Genomic DNA, 21,625 nt, shown 5'->3' on the forward strand with positions numbered 1-21,625 from the left:
CACGCTATCGCGGTCTCTCGCAAGTCAGCAGGGATGCGAGGATTCAAGGGTCAGTTCTTGGTGGATTGCGACGATCGCCATTTGCTGTGTCGCGCGAGCCTCCGTAGCCTGCGAGACATTCATCGAGAGATCACAGTCAATGGCCCCCAGTTCTTCCAATGTCATCGATTTCGACGCCAGGCGTGTCGAGCCCTTCGTAATGAAGGCCATCGAGGGCTTCCTCAACGATCCGCCGGACAGCGACTATCAGCGTGGCTACCTCGCCGGACTGGTCAACGTCTATCGCGAAGGCCTGGGTCGTGGCGTCAGCGACGCGCGCCTCGAGGCGGCCGACCGGCTGCTCGGTGCCCTATGAGCGACCTTCCTGACTTCGACAGTGCCGTGCTCAAAACCTGGGAGGGTGGAGATCATTCTCCGGAGACCGATGAGGCTGTGATCTGGCCGATCTACCGCGGGCCTTCAAATCCGGCCTTCGGTGAGCGCATCCGCTGTGCGCGAGCAAGCCGGCTGAACTGGACGCATGATGGCAGCGATGACGACATCGTCGGATATCGTGTGGCTCTCCTCGATACACCTGACGAAACCAGGTCGAGTTCTCTGCATTGATGACGGAGCGAACTGTCCGGGTCAGGCCGCTTGGAGTGATCTGAATGCGCGTGCTGGCATCGTTTGTCGTGCTCTTGGTGGCAGCCTCTGCTGTGGCAGCACAGGGGATCTACTGCCTCCCCAAAAACGGGAAAGACCGTATCGTGCGGGTCGGGACCTGCCCGACGGGCTACTTCGCGTCCGGCGAATGCTGCGAGGCCTTTCGATCTGAGTCCAGGCGCGCTTTCCCGAAGCAAGGCAGTACCTGCCCCTCAGGCTCATTTGCCAGCGCAAGCTACTGCGTCGAATTTCGCTGATCCGGCGCTTGTTGGAGTCATGGGTGTGCCTGACCATGGATTGGCGAATCCGATGTGAGCAGGCCGGTCCTCGGCTGAAGGATTCGTCCGAAGGTCGTCGATGTCCTCCACTGAAGGCTTGAGCCTGGCCCTTTCACAGCAGGTTCGCACTGCCCCCTATCTGACCGCCGAGGTCGAAGCCGACCTGCTGAGGCGATGGCATGAGACGCGCGATCGCGCCGCTCTCGACGTCATCCTCCGGTCCCATGGGCGTCTGGTCATGAAACACGTGATCAGGCTGAGGCACTACGGGGTTCCTTTCGACGACCTGTTTCAGGAAGCGCAGATCGGGCTCATGACCGCGGCCGAAAAATTCTGCCCCGATCACAAGGTTCGTTTCTCGACATATGCCACCTGGTGGATCAAAGCCGGGCTGAGCGAATACGTGGTCAAGCATGCGTCACTGGTGAGGTCGGCCAGATCGCAGCTGCGCAAGAGCCTGTTCTTCAAGGCGCGCGCCGTCTGCTCCCAGATCTCCTCCCGCCACCCCGAGCTTTCCAACCGCGAGGTGCTGGAACGCGCCGCGGCCGAGTTGCGCGCGCCAATCGATGAGGTCGAGGTGATCGTGCTGGCAAGCTCCGGGGAGTTGTCGCTGAACGCGCCCGCGAGTGATGACGACACCGGGACAGAGCGGGGCGATCTCCTCATCGACGAGGCTCCGCTGCCAGACGAAGCCGCAGAACATGCCATCGACGGAGAACGCAACCGTATGATCGTCCGTCGGGCTGTCGAAGGACTCGACCCTCGGTCGCGCCACGTCATCGAGCGGCGGTATTTGGCGGACGCAGACGACAAGGCAACTCTGGAGGATATCGCGATCGAGTTCGGGGTCACGCGGGAACGGATCCGCCAGATCGAGGTCAAGGCGATGGGCGAGTTGCGCCGATCAATCCTTCGTCTGCGCAGCGCCAGCAATCGGGATTCTGTCGGGGTTCTTGCAAGCGCGGCTGAACGCGCTCCATCCAGCGCCCAACCTGGCGCCAGTGAAACTGCAGTCGTGGCAAACGAGGTTGAGCGACTTCACGCCAAGCGGATGTCGGCGTCCCGAATTGCAGGTCAGCTCGGCTGCGACCGCGAGCAGGTGGTGTCGATCATCGTCGCAGCCAGATCGAGGCGAAGTGCGATGCGCAAAGCGGCCTAAGAACAAAAATCCCCGGCATCGCTGCCGGGGATTTTTACTTGCTCGGGATGAGTGTGGGTGAAGCGGCGTTGGTTCGCATTGGCCTGACGATCCGCAGATAAAATCGACCGAACGATCACCGCACGCCACTGAGATCACAAACGAAAAGGGCCGGCTTGCGCCGGCCCTTGATGGAACTCCTGAGCGATCAGGACGAGGTCTGGCAGACCGACCCGTCCCATGATCCAGCCTTGAAGGTGTGGATCAGGTAGTTGGTGTGCGGTCCCATGGCCTGCGGGAGAAGCTGGTTGATATCGGGGTTGCCGGTCGCGCCGACCAGCTGGAGCGTACGTGTGCTCAAACCACTGGGGATGGTTACGGAGCTCGTAGTTCCGAGAGGGCTGCCGTTCAGCCTGAACGAGATCGCAAAGCTCATCTGTGCACCGTAGTTGTTGATGCCGACGATTACGCAGTTCGCCTTGTTGGCTGTTGACCAGTTGTACTGGAACAGAGCCCTCGGAAAACCACCGCTCTCGTATCCAGCGAACGAGCGCCCTCCGCTTGCATCGTTGGCGTCGTAAAGGCCATTGGCCCCCGCAGCCAACACCCACTGACCCTGGCCAGCGTCGATACCTGCAGCAGTGACCGAGGTCGGACGCGGAATGGCCGCGGCCGGAGGCGGCTGGACTGTCAGTGACACGGTGTTGACTGTCTGGCTCCGCCCAACGCTGTCGACAACCCTGACGACGAGGCTGGTGTAGTTCTGGGCCTCGGTCGGCGTGCCCGTGATCAGACCAGAGGTCGGGCCATTGAGCGTCGCCGGCAGACCAGTGATCAGGTACGTATACGGCCCGAGTCCGCCCGTTGCCGTCAGCTGGAAGCTGTACGGGGTACCGACCGTCGCCAGTTGCAGGGCAGTCGAGGTGAGGTTGACGGGCTCACGCACAGTCATCGAGAACTGCTGCGTATCCTGGACCTGGGCAGTTCCGGGCGTCGAATCGGTCGCGCGAACCTGGAAGGTGTAGGAGCCGACTGTTGTCGGAGCGCCGTTCATCTGGCCGTTGGTGTCGACCGAAATCCCCGGAGGCGGTGTGCCGATCAGCGTATAGCTGTAGGGCGCCGTGCCACCTGACGGGTTCATGGGGACAGGCGTGATCGCGACATTCCTGGTCTGCTCGACGACAGGCGCCTGAGCAGCCAACGCGAGCGGCGGCGGGTTGGAGACCACCATCGTGTATTCGGCGCTCGGGATGGTCTGGGCGCCGGCGAATGAATGGGAAGCGGTCAGAACGAAGGTGTACGTCCCAGGCGTGCTGGGCCTGCCAGACAGAACGCCACCCGTGTAGTTCAGACCGGGCGGGATCGTGCCCGTCGAGCCGAAGACGTAGGGCTGCTTTCCGCCGGTCGTCTGAACCGAGACCTGGGCGATGTTCTGGTTGGTCAGAGCCGAAGACTGCGGAGCGGCTGACAGGCTCGCCGAAAACGGGGCATGGACGATCGTCTCGAAGGATCTGGTCACCTCGGTGTGAGCGTTCACTGCCTTCAGCGAGTAGTTCTGGGTGCCGGGCGTGTTGAACGTGCCCGTGAGCGTCCCACCCGCGAGGCTGAACCCATTCGGGAGATCGATTCCGCTGTAGGTGTAGGGAGACGGCCCGCCGGTCGCCGACAGGGTTGTTGAAAAAGCCGTCCCGGCCATGACTTCGGTCGGCGGCGTCGGCGCCAAGGTCAGCGTGATGGGTTCAGCCGCGACGTTCATCGTAAACGTCGGCGTGGTGAACGCAGGCGTGTTGCCGAAGGACTGCGATGCGCTCAGACCGAAGCTGTAGAGGCCTGGGGTCGTGGGCGTTCCCGACAGTACGCCATTGGAGAACGCCACGCCGGACGGCAGAGATCCGGTCGTCCCGTAGGTATAGGGCTCCTTGCCTCCGATCGGCGTCAGCGTCACGCTGGTAATCGGCGTGCCGGCCACAACGTCGCTCTGAGGGACACCCGACAGCGAGGCCGAGAACGGCGCGTAGACGACGGTCGTGTACTGGCGGGTCGCATCGTTCTGACCGTTGTCCGCCTTCAGGCGGTAGGTGTAGGTGCCTGCCGTGGAGAACGTGCCACTGAACGAGCTGCCGCTGACGGACATCCCGGGAGGCAGATCCGAACCGGAATAGACGTACGGTCCGGGGGCGCCGCCGGCCGACAGCTGCGTCGAGAAGCCAGCTCCGACGAAGACCTCGCTCGGGGGAGCCTGCGAGACATCGAACGTGATCGCCGCCGCCGAGACGACCATCGTGTACTGGTCGCTGGCGATGATCGCGGCAGGCTGGAAAGCCTCAGCCGCGCGAAGACGGAAGGAATAGGTGCCGGGAGCGCTGGGCGCGCCGGAAAGCACGCCTGTCGTCGGATTGAAGCTCACGCCGGGAGGCAGCGCCCCGTCGACGCTGAAGGCATAGGGCTGCTTGCCGCCGCTGGCGACGATGTTCACCGGCGAGATCAGCTGCCCGACGACGGCTGTGCCCTGCGGGGTTGCGCTGGGAATAGCGTTGAGCGGAGCGTAAACCGTGATCGGGCGCGAGATCGACTGCGTCTTTGCGGGCGAGCTCGAATCCCGTGCCGTGAGTGTGACCGTGTAATCGCCGGCCTGGGTGGGGATGCCGCCGAAGACGGACGTCGCGCCCAGTCCGGATGGCGCGCCGGTCGCGGTCACCGAATAGGGGGCTTTGCCCCCCGAAAGCGTCCAGCTCACCTGCGGGATCGAGACACCGGTCATCGCCTCGGCCGGCATCTGGCTTGCGAGGCTGAATGCCAGGGGGCTGGAGTTCTCTGACGGCGGCGTTGCCGTGCCCGTCGGGCCGGACTTCAGCTGCCGGTAGTAGTAGCTCGATTCCTGGGATCCAGCAGGAATGACGGCTGTCAGGGACATGACGGCTGCAAGGGCGATGCGTCCGTGCTTCAGGTAGTTCATGGCGAGTCCGTCTCTGGCAATGGATTGTGGCTTACCCAGGAGATTGAATCAGGGCCTTATCCGACCTCTGAACTTCGCCTCAAGCATCCCACAATGGAATGATCAAAGATAGCGTGATCAGACACCAAGGATCAACACGTCACTTCGCCCGATACCGATATCCACCAATTTGATCGCTAAACTCGAATCCCCAGCCAGGTCTGGGCCCAGAGGCTCGCCAGCGGAGCCAATAGGCGGGCGGTCCTTGGCCCGAATCGAACTATCTTTGAATTGGTAAGGCGGCCTTAGGCACGGTCCTTGGTTGCACGCCCCATTCTATTGAATTGCGCCATCTTTCCTTTAATGCGGAAGCACATCACTCGGATCGCAGGAGGACGTCATGGAATTGCAGCTTTCAAGCCACGCACAGCACCGCCAGCGCAATCGCGCGATTCCCCTCGACGTCATCGACCACGTGACGACTTTCGGCCGGGAACGTCATCACGCTGGGGCGGTCGTGGTCGAGATGGATCGCAAAAGCCGTCAGTCACTGCGGCGCTATCTCGGCGACGAAGGCTACCAGGCCATCGAGGAGCACCTCGATGTCTACGTGGTCCTGGGATCCGCGGGCAAAATCGTGACGGTCGGGCATCGCCTCAAGAGCGGACGGGAGGGTGCGAGCCGCCGTTTCAGTCCGGTTGGTCGCACCAGCCGGACCGGCCTCACACGCCGGGCCGCATGATCGTATCAAAGCCCCGCGTTTCCGGACTTTCACCGGGGATGCGGGGCTTTCCTTTGTAGCGGTAGGCGACCCCTGTGATACGCGTCACGCAACGGCCGATTGGCAGGGTGCGCGAGAAGGTCCCAGCGTCATCGACCTGCTGCCATTGGGGGTCGATCTCAAGCTCGGGCAATTTGAAATCGCTGAAATCCAGCCGCCAGGATACGCGGCTGCGGATCGCGTGCATGCGGTTTCCGTGCTGGGCGTGCTGATTGTACTCGTCCGACGACCAGACGTTGATCGTCCGCAGGCGATTCTGAATGTCCTCGGACAGACCGCGGATGTTCGCTAGCCCGGGATGGAACATCATGTGGCAGGGGCCGCAGACCGCCAGGAGGCCCTTCAGCCTCTGCGTCTGCCACCCATCGCCCGCCGGCTGATCGTCGAAGTCCCAGACCTCGTGGCACTGCAGCGCCCCACTGCCCTCGCCGCAGCAAAGGCAAACGGTTCCTGAGGCGTGGTAGGACGAGCGCCTGATCTCGTTCCAGCTGGAATCGGTGAGCAGGTTCTTCAAGGACGCCCCAAACGAACTCTCGGGGATCATGTCGACGCACAGAGGCTTGAAGTGCTTGCGGGCGATCAGCGGCAGGTAAGGCTGCCATTTGGGGTCGACAGCCTGGCTGCGCGCGACGAAGAAGCGCTGGTATTCGTCATGGCCGGCGCCCAGCGCCAGCGCTGCAGCTCGTGATGATCGCGGCACGTTCAGCCCGATGTAACCCGGCCCAGGCCACTCGCCGCCGAAGCCTCGAGGCAGCAGGGTGCGGATCCGTGGTTCATGGATTCGGGCAACTGGACCTGTCGTCGGCCGACGGACACCTGGCATCACATCGAACAAGGCTGGCAAGCCTTTGGGGTCGGTCACGGGCGAACCCCGGCCGGCGGGCTGAGTCCAAGAGCGGGGAACGCTTCGCTTGCCCATTGAATCCAGCGGGCGTCAGCTGTGTCGATTGCTGCATCGATGGTCATCCAACGGCTGTCCTTTCCGGCGAATGGCCGGGCAAGTGCCGAAGCGCATCTGGCCGAGAGTTGGTCCAGGCGTGCGTCGAGTTCGGTTCCAGGGGGCAGATTGGTCAGGACAAGGCGCGCCGCGTAGTCGCTCAGCCTTGGGTCCTGGAATGCAATGCGAGAGCGCTCGTCCCAGCTTGCAGCGGCGATGAAGCGACTGACAGCCTGCTTGTCCTGGTTCCCATAGAAGCCGTCATAGAGCCGTTCCTCTGAAGTCGGGTCGGTTCGATCGGTGTAGCTGTGGCTCTGGTGAGCAGCTGTGATGCGTTCACGCGTCGCTGTTGCATCCCGCCAGGCCTGAGCGTTGGCCATGAGATCATCGGTCACGGACGCTCCAAAGCGCGCGATCTCATGACCGGGAATGATGACAGGGGCTGCGGCTGCCCTCATGACCTTGAGAGGCGTGCTTCGCCCGAAACTGAGCGGGCCGAGATCGTCGAGGCTGGACGGGATGGCGCTCGGAGCATGTCGAAGATCTGCGAGGATCCACCGGCGCCCTCCGTCTGCGCAGATTGGCAGGCACGGTGCCAAGTCCGCTTCGCCGAAATGCGAGAAGGCCCACACGATCGAGCCAGTTGATGCGGCCCGGAGTTGGCGTTCGACCAGATCGGCATTGCCGCAGGCGAGCACGACGTCCCAGGCCCAACGGCAGCGCGTGTGGATCAGGTGCGCGAGGTCGAGCGTTGCGCGGCTGTCTCCCATTGCATCATGAGCGACGATGTCGATCGCGTTTGCCGTGGCTACGGCGCCCAGGCGAAAGCTGAGCTTGCCGGTCGACAGATCGAGTGGAACTGCGATCGCACCAGGCTCGCCTGCATTCACGACCTGAAGCAGAGAGAGAACATCGACGCGGCGATTGCCCCGGCCAGATGTGACCCATGGGTCCAGCAGGTTGCGCGCCAGCATGGTCCTGATCATCTCATCGTCGAACCGGATCCCGTTGAAGGTCAGGAAGATTCGCGTCCCGCCATGGGGAACAGCCAGCGCTTTCCGGATCTGCTGGGCCGCCGTGAATTCAGTCGGCAGCGATGGGTCATCGAGGTCGTATGGGTCGAAACCCGTGACAGACAGTGCCTCTGGCGCCGGGACGATGTAGGGCAAGCGCCGGATCCTGATCTGCGTCTCGGCGCAGGGCCGGAAGTTGGCGTCGGCCGAGACCGCTCCGAACTGGAGGATCTGACCATGCCGGACATCCGCATCGGACGTCTCGGCATCGTAACAGACCAGGTCGGACACGGGTGCCGGCCGGGCGTCGTTTGCTGGCATCGAAGCGTCTGCTCTCTTCAAGGCGGCAAGGCCGCCGGTGGGAGCCGTTTCGAAGAGATCGCGATCAGCCATGGGGCCTCTGTCTGGGTGTGCAGGCAAGCGCCCAAGGATGATCCGAAACCACGTTGTGGATCACATCTCGATTCGTGCCATCAATTCTTGAAATCGTCGAGCGCCTCAGGCATGCTGATTGCAGGTATCGCCCACCCAACCTGCTGCCGGGTTAGACGGGTTTTGAACTTCGAGACCATGGTTTTGCGGCTACCCGACCAGTGGGGGCCTCGCGGAATCGGCAGCCGAGAGCCTCTGTGGAAAGGTGTCCGCCATGCAGATCATCGTCTCGGCTCAACTTCTTGCGCGCATGCGCACGCTCCTCGGTGCCAGCATCCCAGCAGCGAAATCGTCGCATCGTGCCGAAGCGATCGCGTTGGGACTCGGCTTCAACAGCAATGCCGCGCTGATAGCCTGGCAGAAGGCTGTGGCTCATTCTGAAGTCAGGTTGCGCGATCTTGATCCCAACGCATTTGCCGAGCGGCTGGAGGTTCTGTCTGGGATTACGAATATCGACGGTGGACTTGCCGGATCTGCAGCCGCCGGCTGCTTGGCTGCGGTCACTGGGCCATCGTTCGAAGAGGTGCTGTCTGTCGGACAGAAGGCCTTCTTTGCTGAGAAGCCCGCAGGGGACTGGCAAGCGCTGACGCCTCGGCAGAAATACACCCAGCTGGCCTTCCTGCTGCGCTGGCGCATGCTGATGACCGGGATGATTGCCAACCTGGTTGAGGATTACTCCGACGAGGTCGACGTCGCCGGCCGACTGGCGGCCGTTTTCGGGCGCCATGCCGATTACGATCCGTTGATCGCGGGATTTCTCTGCGATTGGCTGCTCGCCGCAGCGGCCAAGCATGACGTCGAGTGGGGAGATGCGATCTACGAGACCTTTCGTCCGCGGATCAAAGCCTTCATGGAAGCCATCTGCAGAACGTGGGACGAGGAAATCGATCCACTGACCCTTCGTCCGACTGGCAAGCGTTACGTCGCAGACAAGCGCGACCATCTCACCATTTCAACATCCCTCAAGTCCGTCGGACCTCTCTCGTTTTGGGACACCGGTCTCGAAGAATTCAGCGAGCAAGCGATACCTGGATTGGCGCTGATGGCGCACTGGATGTCAGGCGCCTCGCACGAGGAACTGGCGCGACTTGATCAGAGGATCAGGAAATCCGGGTATGGCGATCTGGCGCCAGGAGTTCAGCTCCTCGACGAGAATGGAGCCGACGTCGGTCAGATGGAGCTCGTGAGACACTCTGCTTCTCCCTATGCGCTCGACGAGATCCGGCCGGGAGGGTTCGAGTTCTGGAGCAAGGCATCGATCGTTTTGGCCGACGTCGATACAGCCTCCCGTGCTGCGAAGCTGATGGCCGAGGCCGGCTACAGGATCATGATCCTGGACGCAGCAAGCGAGGACTTCGAGCAGCGCTTCAAAAGCGGGATTCGGATGGATCCCGAGATGATCTGGATCGACAATGCAGGCAGTGTGCCCTTCGAATGGCTCGCCAGGCTTGATGCTGTCGGTGTTTTGGCCTTCGTCAGCGGGGTAAGTCCCGATGTCGGTGCGCAGGCTGCCGCACTGGCTGCGTCGCTCGACCTGAGGCCAACCGCTGGCCCGAAGCCCGCCTGATCGGGAAGCCCCTCAGGGCCGCGGATTCGCGGACCTGAGGGTTTCGATCTTCTGTCGCAGCTCGGATGCCCAGTCGATGAGATATCCCCGCAGCCGGACCGGATCGCGATCTTTGAGGTCCTCGATCGATTTGGTCCCGAGGTAGAGGTCGGTCTGCGATCCACCATTGCTCGACGGGTGCGGGAAGGCGCCCAGGAGGCGATCTTCAGCGATATGCCCGCGCTCGACGCACCAGCGCAGGGCGTCGAGCGGTGTCGGGCCAAGCGCGACGAAGAGGCATTCATCGGAAAGAGCAGGCAGGCTGGCGACGAAGTCGAGCTCGAAGCTCTCCCTCAGGAGAGGAGAGCGCATAACCTCCTCGAAGGAGCCGTTGAATGGCTTGCTGTTGGCATTGAAAGCCGCGTGAGGGACCACGGATGTCGAGTGGATCAGGTGCGATGCATCGCCCCAGAGCTGACTTGCATCGCTGATTTCGAGGAGATCCGACAGGCCCGTCCCATTGATCAGCCGCAGCAGATTGGGACGCATCGCGGGGCCACCGAACGCTGCGTATCGCTTCACGCGCTCGGGGATGTCCTGGCGAGGCTCGTCTCGCAATGCCAAATTGCGTACGGCAGCATAAGAATCGCTGATCTGATTGGGGCCAGGCGTGATGCCGACGAAGCAGATTTTCGCCGCCGAGTTGACATGCTCGAAGGGGACATAAATCAGCGAATGCGAGCGGCTGTTGCCGAGAACGACTTCTGGCAGAAGCGCAGCAGCCTCCCCTCGCCTCGCAATCAAGTCGTAATACTGGTCGAAAAACTGGCGAGGCAACGAACTCTCCGCGAATAGCCGGCTAGGTTCGTTTGTTCCCGGAAAGGTTGCATGCAGCAAGATGGCTTAGGAACTTATGGGGCCAATTTCATCCGGACGGCCGTTCTTGCTGACAAATCATGTCAGGATACACAGCCGTGCCCCAGTTTATTGGGGCTTAAGGGATGAATTGGAACACATCTGTTCAATTGGTCCGGATGAAAGAGCTTCGACGAGCTTCTCCAGGACGTCGGCCTCAGGGTACGTTTCCGTGAGATCTGCTTCATCCATCATCTCGCCCAAGGCCTCAGGAGACAGCTCGACGACCTTGATCTGCGCTCCTGCGTGGTAGCGACGGGCGCAGGCGATGCCCGTATCGGGCTCGACGATGACGACGTCGATCGAGAGGTCTGGATGAAGGAGGCTCGCATTCACAAATACGGGCCAGGGTGAGCCCGAGCAGAAGAAGTTCCACCTCAGCGCCGATCCGTCGAGATTGAGATCGTAAGGGCCATGAACGTCATCGGGACTGATCTCAGCGCAGCCCCAGTTTCTCTCGCGCCAAAAAGTAGCTTGGGGCTCGTCGAGATTGGGCGGGAAGGGTGCGAGGCTGGAGAGGGCGAAGGGGGTTGAGCCGGACCGGGCCGCTTCGGCGAAGCTGGCCACATCTTCCCTGGAACCCGAGGCGACGACGGCTGCCCAATGCACACTCGACATAGAGAGATGACCTTACCGATGTGCGCCTGTCGTTTCAGCGCCGAACCTGGTCGAAGAACTCGCTCAGCAGAGGCGCGGTATCGCGCAACGCCGACTCGCCTGTGAGGCCCGATGATGCCAGCGACGGCAGCAAGATGAAAACCGGCATGGGGACGATGAACAGGACATCGCGGCGACCGAGTGTCGTTTTCTCGGCTAGCGTCCTTCGCCCTCCAGTGCCCACGAAATCGATCTTTTCCCGCAAGATTTCACGGTTGAACCCTGCCGCCGGGGACCACTGGCTGGAATACTCGATGTGCTCGTCGCCCGGAGACGCATTGCGATTGGTCAGGCACCTCTGTTCGGGAATGCAATCCGGTACGCTTGCCGCGACGACACGCTGGATTCGGCGGCGTTGGACGTAGAAGACGGACTGGGCTTTGCCTTCCTGCACGAGGCGTCTGGCCAGGCGTTCGGCGTTGGAGGCGTCCAGAACGATATCGTGGCTGCCTTGCGGCGCGCGGATCCGAAACACTGCCTGATCAGGCCGAGCGTGGGCCAACGCCTGCGGCATCAGTTGCCCGATGATGGCGATGCTGGCGATCGTGTAGGCGGCCGGGCCTGCGACGAACCCAGGTGCATTGAGGCGAATTGCTGCCACTGCTGCGCCCAGCAGGACGGCCGGGTACCCGATGAAGAACAGCAGGATTACCGATGTTCGCGCACCCTCGGGTAGAGCCGCCTGAGTCGCGATGACGAAGGCGCCAAAGGCCAGGAAGCTTGCTGCGAAGTGACCAGCGCTGCGATGTGAAGCGATCTTTGGATTGATCGCCGCGGCAGTTGAGGCAAACCATGTCGTCAGACTGCCCATGGTCGACCTCTACTCCGGATGAGTTTGTGAATCAGGCTATCGGTTGCGTGAGCCGGACAGGCATTGGATAGCACGCAAGGTAACCTTGGCAAGGATCGCTCAGCAGATCCTTTATCGCGCTGTCAGAGGCTGGGGCTGGGACTACCGACCAGGTCGGGTCGCATCTCGCGCAGATAGGCGACGACATCGGATGTTGCGACCGAGCAGGCGTCATAGCGCTCAGGCGTCCCGGCGCAGATGTACCAGCGATCGCCGGTCGGCGCTCCCACGATCTGTCCGCACAGATCTGTCGACAGTTCGAAGGCCTCGTAGCCGGTCACGGCACCGCAGAACTGGATGACCTCGCGCGCTCCACCATCACGAGGCTCGATCTGGATGCTGATTTCGCGCGTGTATCGGCTTTCCACATGGCGCTCGCGCTCGACGCGCTTTCCGCTCTTGATCGCAGCCAGGCCACCGGGCGCCGTCTTCCAGCCGAGGCGCTCGAACTCGGCTGTGATCGGGCGCGACGTCGCCTTGATCAAAGCCATTTCCGCCTCGATCCGATCGGCGCGCTCGCGCTGTTCGGGGGTCATTGCCGCGCGCCATTCGGCATTCAGTTTCGCGAAGTCGACCATCAGAGCGTGTTCCCATTCGCTTCGAGACGCCCAAGCGAGCGCATCAGAACGTCCGCCTCGACGTCGTGCCCATCCAGGTTGATCCCAACGCCGGCATCTGCAGCAGACTTCAGGATCTCGACGCCGTCAGAACCGCAATTCTCCAGGATCAGGTCGAGGAGCGCTTCGTCGCCAATGGCGAGTGTCTCGACGACCTCTTCGTGGTCGAGATGAAGCATGTCCGAGCGCTGAGCGTCCTTGATGTCGATCCGCGCCAGCCCTTCCATGACCGGCGCGGCGATCTCGATAATCGGCCTATTCATTTCCCATCTCCTGTCACCCCTCGACGCTATCCTGTGGCATCGAAAGATTGAAGCCACGGCAATCTCGGAATGCACCGTTAATCAACCCGGGGATTGCTGCGATCTGAACTCGCTTATGGATTGCATATTCGATCCATAGGCGGTTAGGGTCCGGGACGAAATTGGGTCCATGGACTATGAGCGCGATCACAACATCCATTCCCATGCGAGGCGACGTTGCCTCTGCAGCGGCAGCCATCATCGAGGCCGGTCGACGTCCGACCGTTCGTGAGATTGCCGAGCGCCTCAAGCCTATCGGGAACACGACGGTCGCGACTGCCTTCCGTGGGTGGCTGCGGGAAACCCTCCTTGCCCTGGCTGGAACGGCCGTCGAGCTGACCGTTGTCGAGGACGTCGAGCGGCGTATCGCCCTGGCGTTCGACGGTGAGCGTGTCTTCCTGTTTGTCGGCGAGGTCATGATCAGCAGCGACGTCGCCACCCTGTCAGAGGCGCTGTCGCGTCAGCGCGTTATCTGCGCGGCGCCGTCTGAGGGCGGCGGCATCGTCGTCAGCCTGCACGATGGCGGAACATGTGTTCGCCTGTCGTCAGACGAGTACGCCTTCATCAGCGGGAAGATTGCGGCCTGTCGCGCGCTCCTCAACGGGGGCGCTCAATGATCAGCGCATCACAGGGCCTCGCGCAGCCACCGCGGCTCATCGTGACCGATGAGCAACTTGTTAACCTTAGGCATGACATAGTCTTTCTGCCCAAGCTTCCTGCCTTCGCCGACCAGGCTTGGTTTGAGTCCAATCTTCATCTTCCGAAAGACCGGGTAGACCGGATTGCGTCCCTATTCGCGAAAGAAACGCGGGCGACGACGAGTGATCTTGAATTAGCAAGCTGCAAGCGCCGGGCCGATTTCCTCCCAGCGCTGCTGCGAAAGCTCGATCAATGGGCGATCGCTTTCAATATCGGACTGGCTGCTGAGCCGGACATTATCAACGTGAAGGCTACGAAGACAGCGCTTGCGCCGCTGTTCGACCGAGCCGTTAAAATCCTCGGGCCGGAGTTCAAGCCCGGAACTGCGACCCTGGCAGAGTATCTCGATGAGATTCTCGTTGAGCTGCCCACGCTTGTCGATGATCCTGAGACCAACGATTTCGCGCAGGAGCTGATTTTTGGTCTTCTGATCATGACGGTCGGTTGCCCGCCCCTGTGCGACTGCGTCGTTGAGACGCTTTGGGAGTGCACGGGTGAGATCGGTGATTTTGCGCGGAGATTCGTCAGGGATTTCCATGAGACCGCAATTTCCGCCTACCTGAAAATGATCGCCCTATCTGACGATATGATCGCGAGGTCGCGATCGATCGATTACGGCATTGATCGCAAGATGATTGGGTCGTGCATCGCGCTTTCAGATCATCAGGTGGAAATGGTTTTTGCGCAGATCGGGCGCACGGGCACGAACGCCAACACGGATGATCTTGCAAACTACATTCTCGACATCATCGACGACGCATCAGCGCTTATGGAGCTGAAGAGGATTGTCGCAGATCTGTTTAAGGAAACGGGAGACAATGTCACTCTGTTTGGCAAAAAAGAAGAATATGGAGAGATCTCCCTAAAGAATGGCGATAAGATCGGCAAGATCACAGATATCGTTGTTGATGTCGCGCTTTTCCAGAATGACGGCATCGAGAGGTCGAGTGCGGAAGCATTATTGGTGCACATGCTGGTGGATCCGACATGTGTGCGCAGAGCGAAGTTATTCCAGATTTACTACGAGAAGCTCGGGTCATTGTACTGGCTGAATTACAAGCTATCGGGCCGCGAAATGAAAGTCCGGGGTCAGCTGGCCAGTCACGAAGAGTGGCTCCAACGAGCTGAGGTCTGCCTCGCTTCAGTGCAGTCTCTTCCCTTGGAGGATGGCACTCCGGCGGCGCCTCTTCTGCCCCTTCAGTCCCTCCCCACCCTTTCAATCGATCCCGAAACGACCGCGGCCCTGCCCGTCATTGAGGAAGCTGCCTTGATCACCATCGACACCGCCACTCGCCCGCTGCCGTCCTCCCTGACCGATCTCGGTTCGACCGTTTCGGAGGAAGTGAAGATCGTCAGCGCTGCGGAGGCTGCATGGCAGCAGACGCTGGCGGATCTGATCGGCGAAGCACAGGCACTGGCCGCCGGGTCGTTTCCTGCATCGCGCAATTCCCTTGATCAGGCGATGACGTCGATGGTGGTGCTGCAGACCAAGGTGTCGGAGCTCGATGCCATAGTCGTCGCGGCCATGGATGCCGGTGCGGCCGCCGACAGGGCAGCTGGTGCCGATCGGGTGCTGGAAGCTGCACAGGTGCAGATCGAGCGTTTGGCGCGCATCGAACGCTATCGCACCAAGGACGATCCCCGGACCGCTACCGCTCTGGCGACGATGCTCGACGAGGTGAGGTCCGCTGGCCGCATCCTGGATGAGTCCGACATGGAGGCGCCGGTCGCGGCCATCTCCGAGGCAGAGGCTGCGGGCGTCACGCTGGCTGGGCTGTACGAGAAGATGAAGGCCTCGGAGTTCAGCCCAGATATAGTGCATGACATCAGTGTCGCCACCGGACGGACCAGCACGGCCTACAGCGTGGCTTATGATGCCCTGTCGGCATGGCTCAAGGGTTCGGATCGGTCGGCCGAGAAGCCGGTTGTAAAGGCCGTCGCCGTGGACGAGCCGACGGCTGCGCCCGCCGTCGAATTGGCCGCGGTCGAGGTTGAGATCCTGCCGGCGGCTGCAAGGGATATCAGCCTCGAGGCTGGTGCTCCTGCTGTTGCAGAGGTCGTCGAGGAAACGCCTGTCGTCGATGCATCGAGCGATCTGGCCGCCGAAGCCGAGGAGGCCGAGGAGGCGTTGGGCGAGTGGGGTCAGGCCATGGCCCGTCACGTTGCCGATCGTCAGTTCGGCCTGGCTTATCACCTCGCGGTCGCGGCCGACGCCGTGGGAGAGGTAATGCCCTTCTCGGCGCCTGAGATGCGCGTTGCCGCCATGGTCGGCAAGCTCAACCTGTCGACCATTTCGGTGAGCGGCATGCCCCAGGAGGTCGACACCGCCCTCAACAGCGTCTTCGAGATCGATCCGGCTCATTTCCCGTCGGATGAGACCTCGCAGGCCCGGCGCCTCCTGGCATTTGCAGGGGCCATCGAGCCGGCCCTGATCGGCCGGCATGAGGCCGCCATGCTCATCGTCGAGCGCACGACCTTCGACGCAGGCTGGAACAAGGATGTCTTTCCTCTGAAGGAATCCGTTCGCTCCGTGAACAAGCATGGGCAGCCGCTCACGATCGAGCTGTTCCGGTCCCTCAAGGACACTGCCGAAGCCCGTTCCGATCTCAACGATGCCAAGAGCAGCATCATCCAGGCGAGCTCGAAGCTGGCTCGCATCAACTTCGGCAACTGGCCCATCGGCGCCGAGACCGCCAAGGCCCTGACCAACCGGTCCGGCCCGGTCGGGTCGCTGGTCGCTCAGCTCGAAATCTCCGAGACCGCTGCTTTGAACGCGGCCCGGAATTTCGCCGAGCGGTACGGCACCGAGGACGCAGCCGACAGGCTCGTGCAGTCGACGAAGGAGTCCATCGCCAAGGGCCCGAGCCGCCGCGTTCCCATCATCGGCTCGTTCCGTAATGTGCTGGTCGGCGCCGTGATGGATATCGCGGACTGGTGCGCTCATTACGTCTCGGCCTGTGCTGCGCGTCAGGAGCTGGAGAAGGCCGGGCGCAAGCGTTACGACGAAATCCGTACGCTGCTGCTCACCTCCTTCGATGCGGCTATTGTCGCAACGCGCTCGATCCGTCCGACGCAGGCCATTTTGCATGCTGCCGTGGCGACCGTTCTCGAAGCCCTCAATCGCGTTCGCAACATCATCGACGGCGAGCCCGTGACCCAGGCCGGTAGCCTCGATCACCTCTTCGCTCTGCATGCACCGATGGCGCTGGTCGATGGGATGCGCCACGGCCGTGGTTGGCTCCCGGCGGGTGTCGATGCTTTCCAGATCGGCACGGCTATCGTCGAGGCCAAGGGTATCGCGCTCGATAAGGAGTCCGTCGGCGCCGCTTACAATGAGCACGTCAAGCGCGGCTCGTTCTCGTCGGCCCAGCTGCTGATCGACTACCTGCAGGCTTCAGGCGAGAGCCAGTACGCCACCGATCTCACCAAATCCCTGCCGGCTTCGGTCGCCAGTGTCCGGGCCGAGATCAATGGCCGGATGGAGCAGGCTCGTCGCACCCTGGAGACCATCGAGCGCAGCGGCGATCCTGCCGAGCAGGACGAGGCCGCCCGCCTCGCGGACCGGATCGACATCATCGACACGTCCGTGCTGCCGCTCGACATCGTCAGCGAGCTGCGCACCGAAGAGGACGACGTGCCCGGCACCATCGTCGACTTCGCCGGCGTCTCCGAGGTCATCGACTTCATCTCGACCCGCGGCCGGTCCATGAACGCTCGCCGCCGCACCGAGATGAACGCGCAGCTTGATGCCGTGGAGCTGGCTCAGAAGGCTGACCGCAAGTCCATCGACCGGGTGCGCAAGATCGTGGAAGCTGACGACCTGGTGGTTGCCGCCGAGTGGATTTCGCACCTTGAGGCGGGGGTCGAGATCCCAGAGGAAGGGACCAACGAGACCGGCCTGAAGTCGTTCTTCCCCCAGGTGCCTGACTTCCTGGAGAGCCAGAAGTCCAATGCACTGAGCAATGCCATCGAGCATGCCGGTAACGGTCGCAACTTCGGCCCCCTCGCCTTCGGCCGCATCGGCGCCGGGCGTCGCGGTGCCGCCCGCGATTTCCTGGACGGCTTCGACAAGCTCGCCAAGGTCGTTCGCGATCAGCGCGCCACGACGCCCGCCATCATGCGCAATCTGGTGGAGTGGTTCGCCAAGCTCGGCATCACGACCGAGGGCAGTGCTGAGCGCGTGATCGATTTCCCGATCGGCGGCGAGCGCGGCATCTCCTTCCAGATCGGGCTCGACGTGCCCAAGGACGACCTGTCCAGCGTTCTGCCTGATTTCGGGAGCCAGACGCTCGGCCGCTGGAACCTGCTGGTGGCTCCGACCCTGCCCGGCGAGCAGGAGATCGCGAAGTTCCTCAGTGGGCGTGGCGTGGGTGGCTCGATGGTCATCGTGACGAGCCTCGTGCCGGCGACCGACCGGTTGCGCTTCAGCCAGGCCTGCCGGAAGCACCGCCGCAAGGTGCTGGTGGTCGACATGGCGATTGCCGCGGCCGCTGCGGCCGAGCCGTCGCTGCGTGCTGGTTCCATCATCGAGCTCGCGCAGCCCTTCAGCTTCGCCGCGCCGTTCCGTGACCATGGCAAGGGTGCCGTCGGCGAGCTGTTCGTCGGGCGTCAGTCGGAGATCGAGCTGATCACCGATCCCTTTGGCCCGTGCATCGTCTACGGCGCCCGCCGCTCGGGCAAGACCGCGACCCTCCTGCACATCGTCGGCACCCGCCACAGCCCCGAGACCGGGCTCGTCATCACCCACCTGTCGGTCCAGGGCGTCGGCAAGTCCGAGGGTGGCCGCGTGTCCGATGTCTGGTCGAAGATCTCGGAGGCCATGCCGGAGGTGTTCAAGGCGAAGGTGTCGACCAGCGAGGCCTTCACCGACGGGATCCGGCGCTTCCTCGACACCAAGGCGAGCCGTCGCGTTCTCCTGATGCTCGACGAGTGCGATGACCTGATCGAGGTCGATGCGGCCAACGACTACAAGGCATTCCTCGCCCTGCAGGACCTGATGGAGCAGTCCCAGCGCCGCTTCAAGGTCGTCTTCGCCGGTCTTCAGAACGTGTCGCGCCTGGCTCGCGACGGCAACGCGCCGCTTCGTCAGCTGAACAGGGCGGTCCGCATCGGCCCGTTCGTCGGCGCGGAGCTGTCGGAGGCAGAGCGTCTGCTGACCCGTCCGATGGCGGCGCTGGGCTTCGCCTTTGCCAGTCGTGATCTTGTCTGGCGGCTGCTGAGCCGGGCGAACTATGCCCCCTCTCTCCTCCAGGTCATGGCGGCCGAGCTCGTCGAGCACTTCTACAATCGGCCGATGCCGGCGAATGCCACCCTGCCCGTGATCATCGACGAGACGATGGTCCGAGACGCGCTGATGAACAAGGACATCCTGGACAAGGTCACGAGGCAGTTCTTCATTTCGATCGAGCACGATCGCCGCTATCTGCTCCTGGCCAACGTGATCGCCAGCGGCGATCTCAGCCGGGCCGCCAGCGGTGAGTACACCGAGGGCATGACCATCGGCGAGGTCCATCACGAGGCGCAGTCCTTCTGGGCTTCGATGTTCGGTGGCATCGACGGTCTGGCCCTGGTCGAGGATGCAGTCGATGAGATGGAGGGCCTCGGCCTGATCCGCCGCGTCGGTGATGATCGCTGGGCTCTGCGCTCGCCGTCGATTCGCCGCCTGCTCGGATCGCGGGAGACCATCGAGCGTCGTCTGGAGGGCTTCCTGTCGGCACCGCCGACCAAGGATTTCGATTTCCGCCAGAACCGCCGCTCGATGAGCCGGACCGGCTGCATGGCCCAGGGCGCTGAGGCCGATCACATCTCGCCGCTCACGGGCAGCCAGATCGACAAGATCTTCCGCGGCGAGAACCCGATCATGGTGCTGAGCGGAACCGACGCGTCCGATATCAAGCTCGCAGCCAAGGCTCTGGAGGGCGAGAAGGACGGCTTCAAGTACGAAGTCCATCTGCCGGCGACGTTCCAGCGCATCGGCGATCTCGGGGCCCTGATCCGCAAGCTCTGCGCTCAGACGGGCAAGCACCTCATCGTCATCGACGACAAGCTCGACTGGGGCATGGACTGGATCCGCGAGGCGGCGAGCGTCGTCCTGAACAACAAGCGCATGATGGGGGTGCCCGAGGTGCGCGTGCTGTTCGTCGCCGGCGCCACGAAGACGATGCGGCTGTCGCAGGACCAGGACAACAGGAAGGTCGCCTTCGATTGGCTGAACCTGCGGCGGTGGTCCGAGGGTATGCTGGACAGGGCGGGTTCGAAATTCGGAGCGACGCTCATCGGGGCCGAGCGCGATGTGTTCGAGGCTGTCACCGGGCACTTCAACAACCTCGCGGCCGATGCCATGCGCCATGTGGCTGGTGTCGACGACAAGGAGACGAGCCTGCGCAGCTGGTTCGAGAACGAGATGATCAACGGCAATCTGCTGGAGCGCCTCGGCATCCTGATCCCGACGAGGAAGTGGTTCACCAAGGCCGGCGCCATGGTCGGAATGGGCGAGGATCTCACGCTCAAGATGGTGCAGGACTTCCTGGAGGATTGCCCGAACACCGTCCGCTTCATCAACTTCGCGCAGCGCATCGGTCTGGCTTCGGTGCAGACGGCGAGCAGCGAGCGCAAGTACGTCGTCTTCAACCCGATCCTGAAGACGATCGCGGACACGGCAGAGAAGCTGCGCGCCGACGGAAGGCTCGCAGCCTGATGCCGATGACCGAGAGCGAGGTGCTTGAGGCGGCCGAGAGGCGCGCCAAGATGGAAGCCAGGATGAAGAGCGGCGAGCCCTTCACCTTCACCCAGGTGTTCTGGACCTGCGGGGATTCGAATGGTCCCGGCTATCGAGAAGCCGATCGGCTGATCCAGCGCTGGCGCAAGGATGGGCTGATCGAGCTCAAGCGAGTCGGGCGCACGACGATCTGGAGCCTGACCAAGCGCGGTCGCGAGATGGCGGGCGTTTGATCATTTCGCGCTTGGCCCGGACACTGGCCAGGCATCAGAAGTCAGGAACACCCATGTCCCGCACTGCACAGGCTGCCGCGCTCCGGAACAACTACTTCGCCGAAGGCGGCGAGCCTGCGGCGCGCAGGCGGAACTTCCGGGTTTCGCTGATCGATCTGGTCCGTCCCGATTCCTTCTGGCCACACCCGATCAGCGTCGAGATGGCCTTCGAGCTGCTGCGCTGGATGGTCGAGAAGGGATCGGACCCGAGCTATGCCACCCAGCTGAAGTGGGGCAAGTGCGGTGTCGAGGAGATGCTGAGTGGCGGGTCCGTCCGTGGCTTCACCCAGATCAAGCCGATCCAGTCCCTCGACGATCTGCGCAAGCGCTTCCACTACGCAATCCTGTCATCGCCTGAGAGCGATGGGCAGGTTGCCTGGCGCCGCGACCATCGCATCGACGTCAACAGCAGCCTGACGATCAAGGCACCGGTCTACAAGGCGTTCCATGCCGTTCCGCAGCTGGGCTTCACCAGCGAGGCCGCCGTCATCGATCAGCTTGAGGACGTGCTGACGGGCGCTCACGGCACCGAGATGGCGGTGTCGCTGAACCCAGCTCATCCGGACCTGCGCTGCTTCGATCACATCGACATCTCGGTCCAGCCCCGGCTCGGCTTCTCGTTCTTCCTGACTTACGGAGAACCGGTCACGGAGAAGCTGCGCTCGTCCTGGTCTGACCTCATCGCCCATAGCCGGCCGGGCGAAACCTTCCTCGACACCTTCGCTCGGGCCAGGGACGTCTTCCAGTGTCTCGTACATGGTTCGACCCAGCCGTGCGACATGGAAGATATGCGACCGCTCTACAAGGGAGAGTTCATCTTCGACCAGGTCGAGGCGTTGCGCGCGGGCGCCCCTGCCATCACCGGGCCCTGACGGTGGCCGGCATGCGTA

At 62.6% G+C, this 21,625-nt stretch carries 17 protein-coding genes; 9 read left to right on the top strand and 8 right to left on the bottom strand.

Annotated elements, in window-relative coordinates:
* Positions 1–139 precede the first annotated feature (139 nt).
* The 3 genes from BSY19_RS27255 (at position 140) to BSY19_RS00720 (ending at position 2,082) form a co-directional block, all read left to right on the top strand.
* The gene (locus BSY19_RS27255) at positions 140–355 is read left to right on the top strand and encodes a hypothetical protein (protein WP_150129346.1); all 216 of its coding nucleotides are present in this window, start codon (positions 140–142) and stop codon (positions 353–355) included.
* Complete coding sequence (locus BSY19_RS27260; RefSeq protein ID WP_150129347.1) at positions 352–606, top strand: hypothetical protein; 255 nt, start codon at positions 352–354, stop codon at positions 604–606. Before BSY19_RS27255 ends, BSY19_RS27260 begins: the two co-directional genes overlap by 4 nt.
* A 396-nt stretch (positions 607–1,002) precedes the next feature.
* Positions 1,003–2,082 (top strand): sigma-70 family RNA polymerase sigma factor, encoded by a 1,080-nt coding sequence (locus BSY19_RS00720; protein WP_069052395.1) that lies wholly within the window; start codon positions 1,003–1,005, stop codon positions 2,080–2,082.
* Between the two features lie 187 nt (positions 2,083–2,269).
* Here BSY19_RS00720 and BSY19_RS00725 read toward each other — a convergent pair whose 3' ends face one another.
* On the bottom strand, positions 2,270–5,017 hold the full coding sequence (locus BSY19_RS00725) for a putative Ig domain-containing protein (RefSeq protein ID WP_069052396.1): 2,748 nt from the start codon (positions 5,015–5,017) through the stop codon (positions 2,270–2,272).
* Positions 5,018–5,396: 379 nt separating this feature from the next.
* On the opposite strand from BSY19_RS00725, the gene BSY19_RS00730 reads away from it, so the two are divergent.
* Positions 5,397–5,738 carry a hypothetical protein gene (locus BSY19_RS00730; protein ID WP_069052397.1) on the top strand — a complete coding sequence of 114 codons (342 nt, stop codon included), beginning with the start codon at positions 5,397–5,399 and terminating at the stop codon, positions 5,736–5,738.
* Here the strand turns inward: BSY19_RS00730 and BSY19_RS00735 are convergent.
* Positions 5,719–6,639: a hypothetical protein gene (locus BSY19_RS00735; RefSeq protein WP_150129348.1), complete on the bottom strand. Its 921-nt coding sequence runs from the start codon at positions 6,637–6,639 to the stop codon at positions 5,719–5,721. The genes BSY19_RS00730 and BSY19_RS00735 overlap by 20 nt on opposite strands.
* On the bottom strand, positions 6,636–8,120 hold the full coding sequence (locus BSY19_RS00740) for an exonuclease domain-containing protein (protein ID WP_150129349.1): 1,485 nt from the start codon (positions 8,118–8,120) through the stop codon (positions 6,636–6,638). Before BSY19_RS00740 ends, BSY19_RS00735 begins: the two co-directional genes overlap by 4 nt.
* A 253-nt stretch (positions 8,121–8,373) precedes the next feature.
* Here BSY19_RS00740 and BSY19_RS00745 point away from each other — a divergent pair, with 253 nt between their 5' ends.
* Positions 8,374–9,726, top strand: coding sequence for a hypothetical protein (locus BSY19_RS00745; RefSeq protein ID WP_069052400.1), 1,353 nt, complete (start codon positions 8,374–8,376; stop codon positions 9,724–9,726).
* A gap of 12 nt (positions 9,727–9,738) precedes the next feature.
* Here the strand turns inward: BSY19_RS00745 and BSY19_RS00750 are convergent, their stop codons facing one another.
* The 5 genes from BSY19_RS00750 to BSY19_RS00770 form a co-directional block, all read right to left on the bottom strand.
* The gene (locus tag BSY19_RS00750; protein WP_069052401.1) at positions 9,739–10,542 is read right to left on the bottom strand and encodes a hypothetical protein; all 804 of its coding nucleotides are present in this window, start codon (positions 10,540–10,542) and stop codon (positions 9,739–9,741) included.
* 147 nt (positions 10,543–10,689) lie between these two features.
* Positions 10,690–11,238: a hypothetical protein gene (locus BSY19_RS00755; RefSeq protein ID WP_069052402.1), complete on the bottom strand. Its 549-nt coding sequence runs from the start codon at positions 11,236–11,238 to the stop codon at positions 10,690–10,692.
* 34 nt (positions 11,239–11,272) lie between these two features.
* The gene (locus BSY19_RS00760) at positions 11,273–12,088 is read right to left on the bottom strand and encodes a hypothetical protein (protein ID WP_069052403.1); all 816 of its coding nucleotides are present in this window, start codon (positions 12,086–12,088) and stop codon (positions 11,273–11,275) included.
* Positions 12,089–12,210: 122 nt separating this feature from the next.
* Positions 12,211–12,705: a hypothetical protein gene (locus BSY19_RS00765; protein ID WP_069052404.1), complete on the bottom strand. Its 495-nt coding sequence runs from the start codon at positions 12,703–12,705 to the stop codon at positions 12,211–12,213.
* A complete protein-coding gene (locus BSY19_RS00770) occupies positions 12,705–13,007 on the bottom strand; it encodes a hypothetical protein (protein ID WP_069052405.1) in 303 nt (100 codons plus the stop codon). Before BSY19_RS00770 ends, BSY19_RS00765 begins: the two co-directional genes overlap by 1 nt.
* A gap of 176 nt (positions 13,008–13,183) precedes the next feature.
* On the opposite strand from BSY19_RS00770, the gene BSY19_RS00775 reads away from it, so the two are divergent.
* From BSY19_RS00775 to BSY19_RS00795, 4 genes are read left to right on the top strand one after another with little or no spacing between them, the layout of a single operon-like run.
* Positions 13,184–13,663: a hypothetical protein gene (locus tag BSY19_RS00775; RefSeq protein ID WP_069052406.1), complete on the top strand. Its 480-nt coding sequence runs from the start codon at positions 13,184–13,186 to the stop codon at positions 13,661–13,663.
* Positions 13,660–20,442 (top strand): ATP-binding protein, encoded by a 6,783-nt coding sequence (locus BSY19_RS00785; RefSeq protein ID WP_150129350.1) that lies wholly within the window; start codon positions 13,660–13,662, stop codon positions 20,440–20,442. The genes BSY19_RS00775 and BSY19_RS00785 overlap by 4 nt, the downstream gene beginning before the upstream one ends.
* A complete protein-coding gene (locus tag BSY19_RS00790; RefSeq protein WP_069052409.1) occupies positions 20,442–20,696 on the top strand; it encodes a hypothetical protein in 255 nt (84 codons plus the stop codon). The genes BSY19_RS00785 and BSY19_RS00790 overlap by 1 nt, the downstream gene beginning before the upstream one ends.
* A 53-nt stretch (positions 20,697–20,749) precedes the next feature.
* Positions 20,750–21,607 carry a hypothetical protein gene (locus BSY19_RS00795; protein WP_069052410.1) on the top strand — a complete coding sequence of 286 codons (858 nt, stop codon included), beginning with the start codon at positions 20,750–20,752 and terminating at the stop codon, positions 21,605–21,607.
* Positions 21,608–21,625: the final 18 nt, after the last annotated feature.

This window comes from Bosea sp. RAC05, from assembly GCF_001713455.1.
Taxonomy (GTDB): Bacteria; Pseudomonadota; Alphaproteobacteria; order Rhizobiales; family Beijerinckiaceae; genus Allobosea.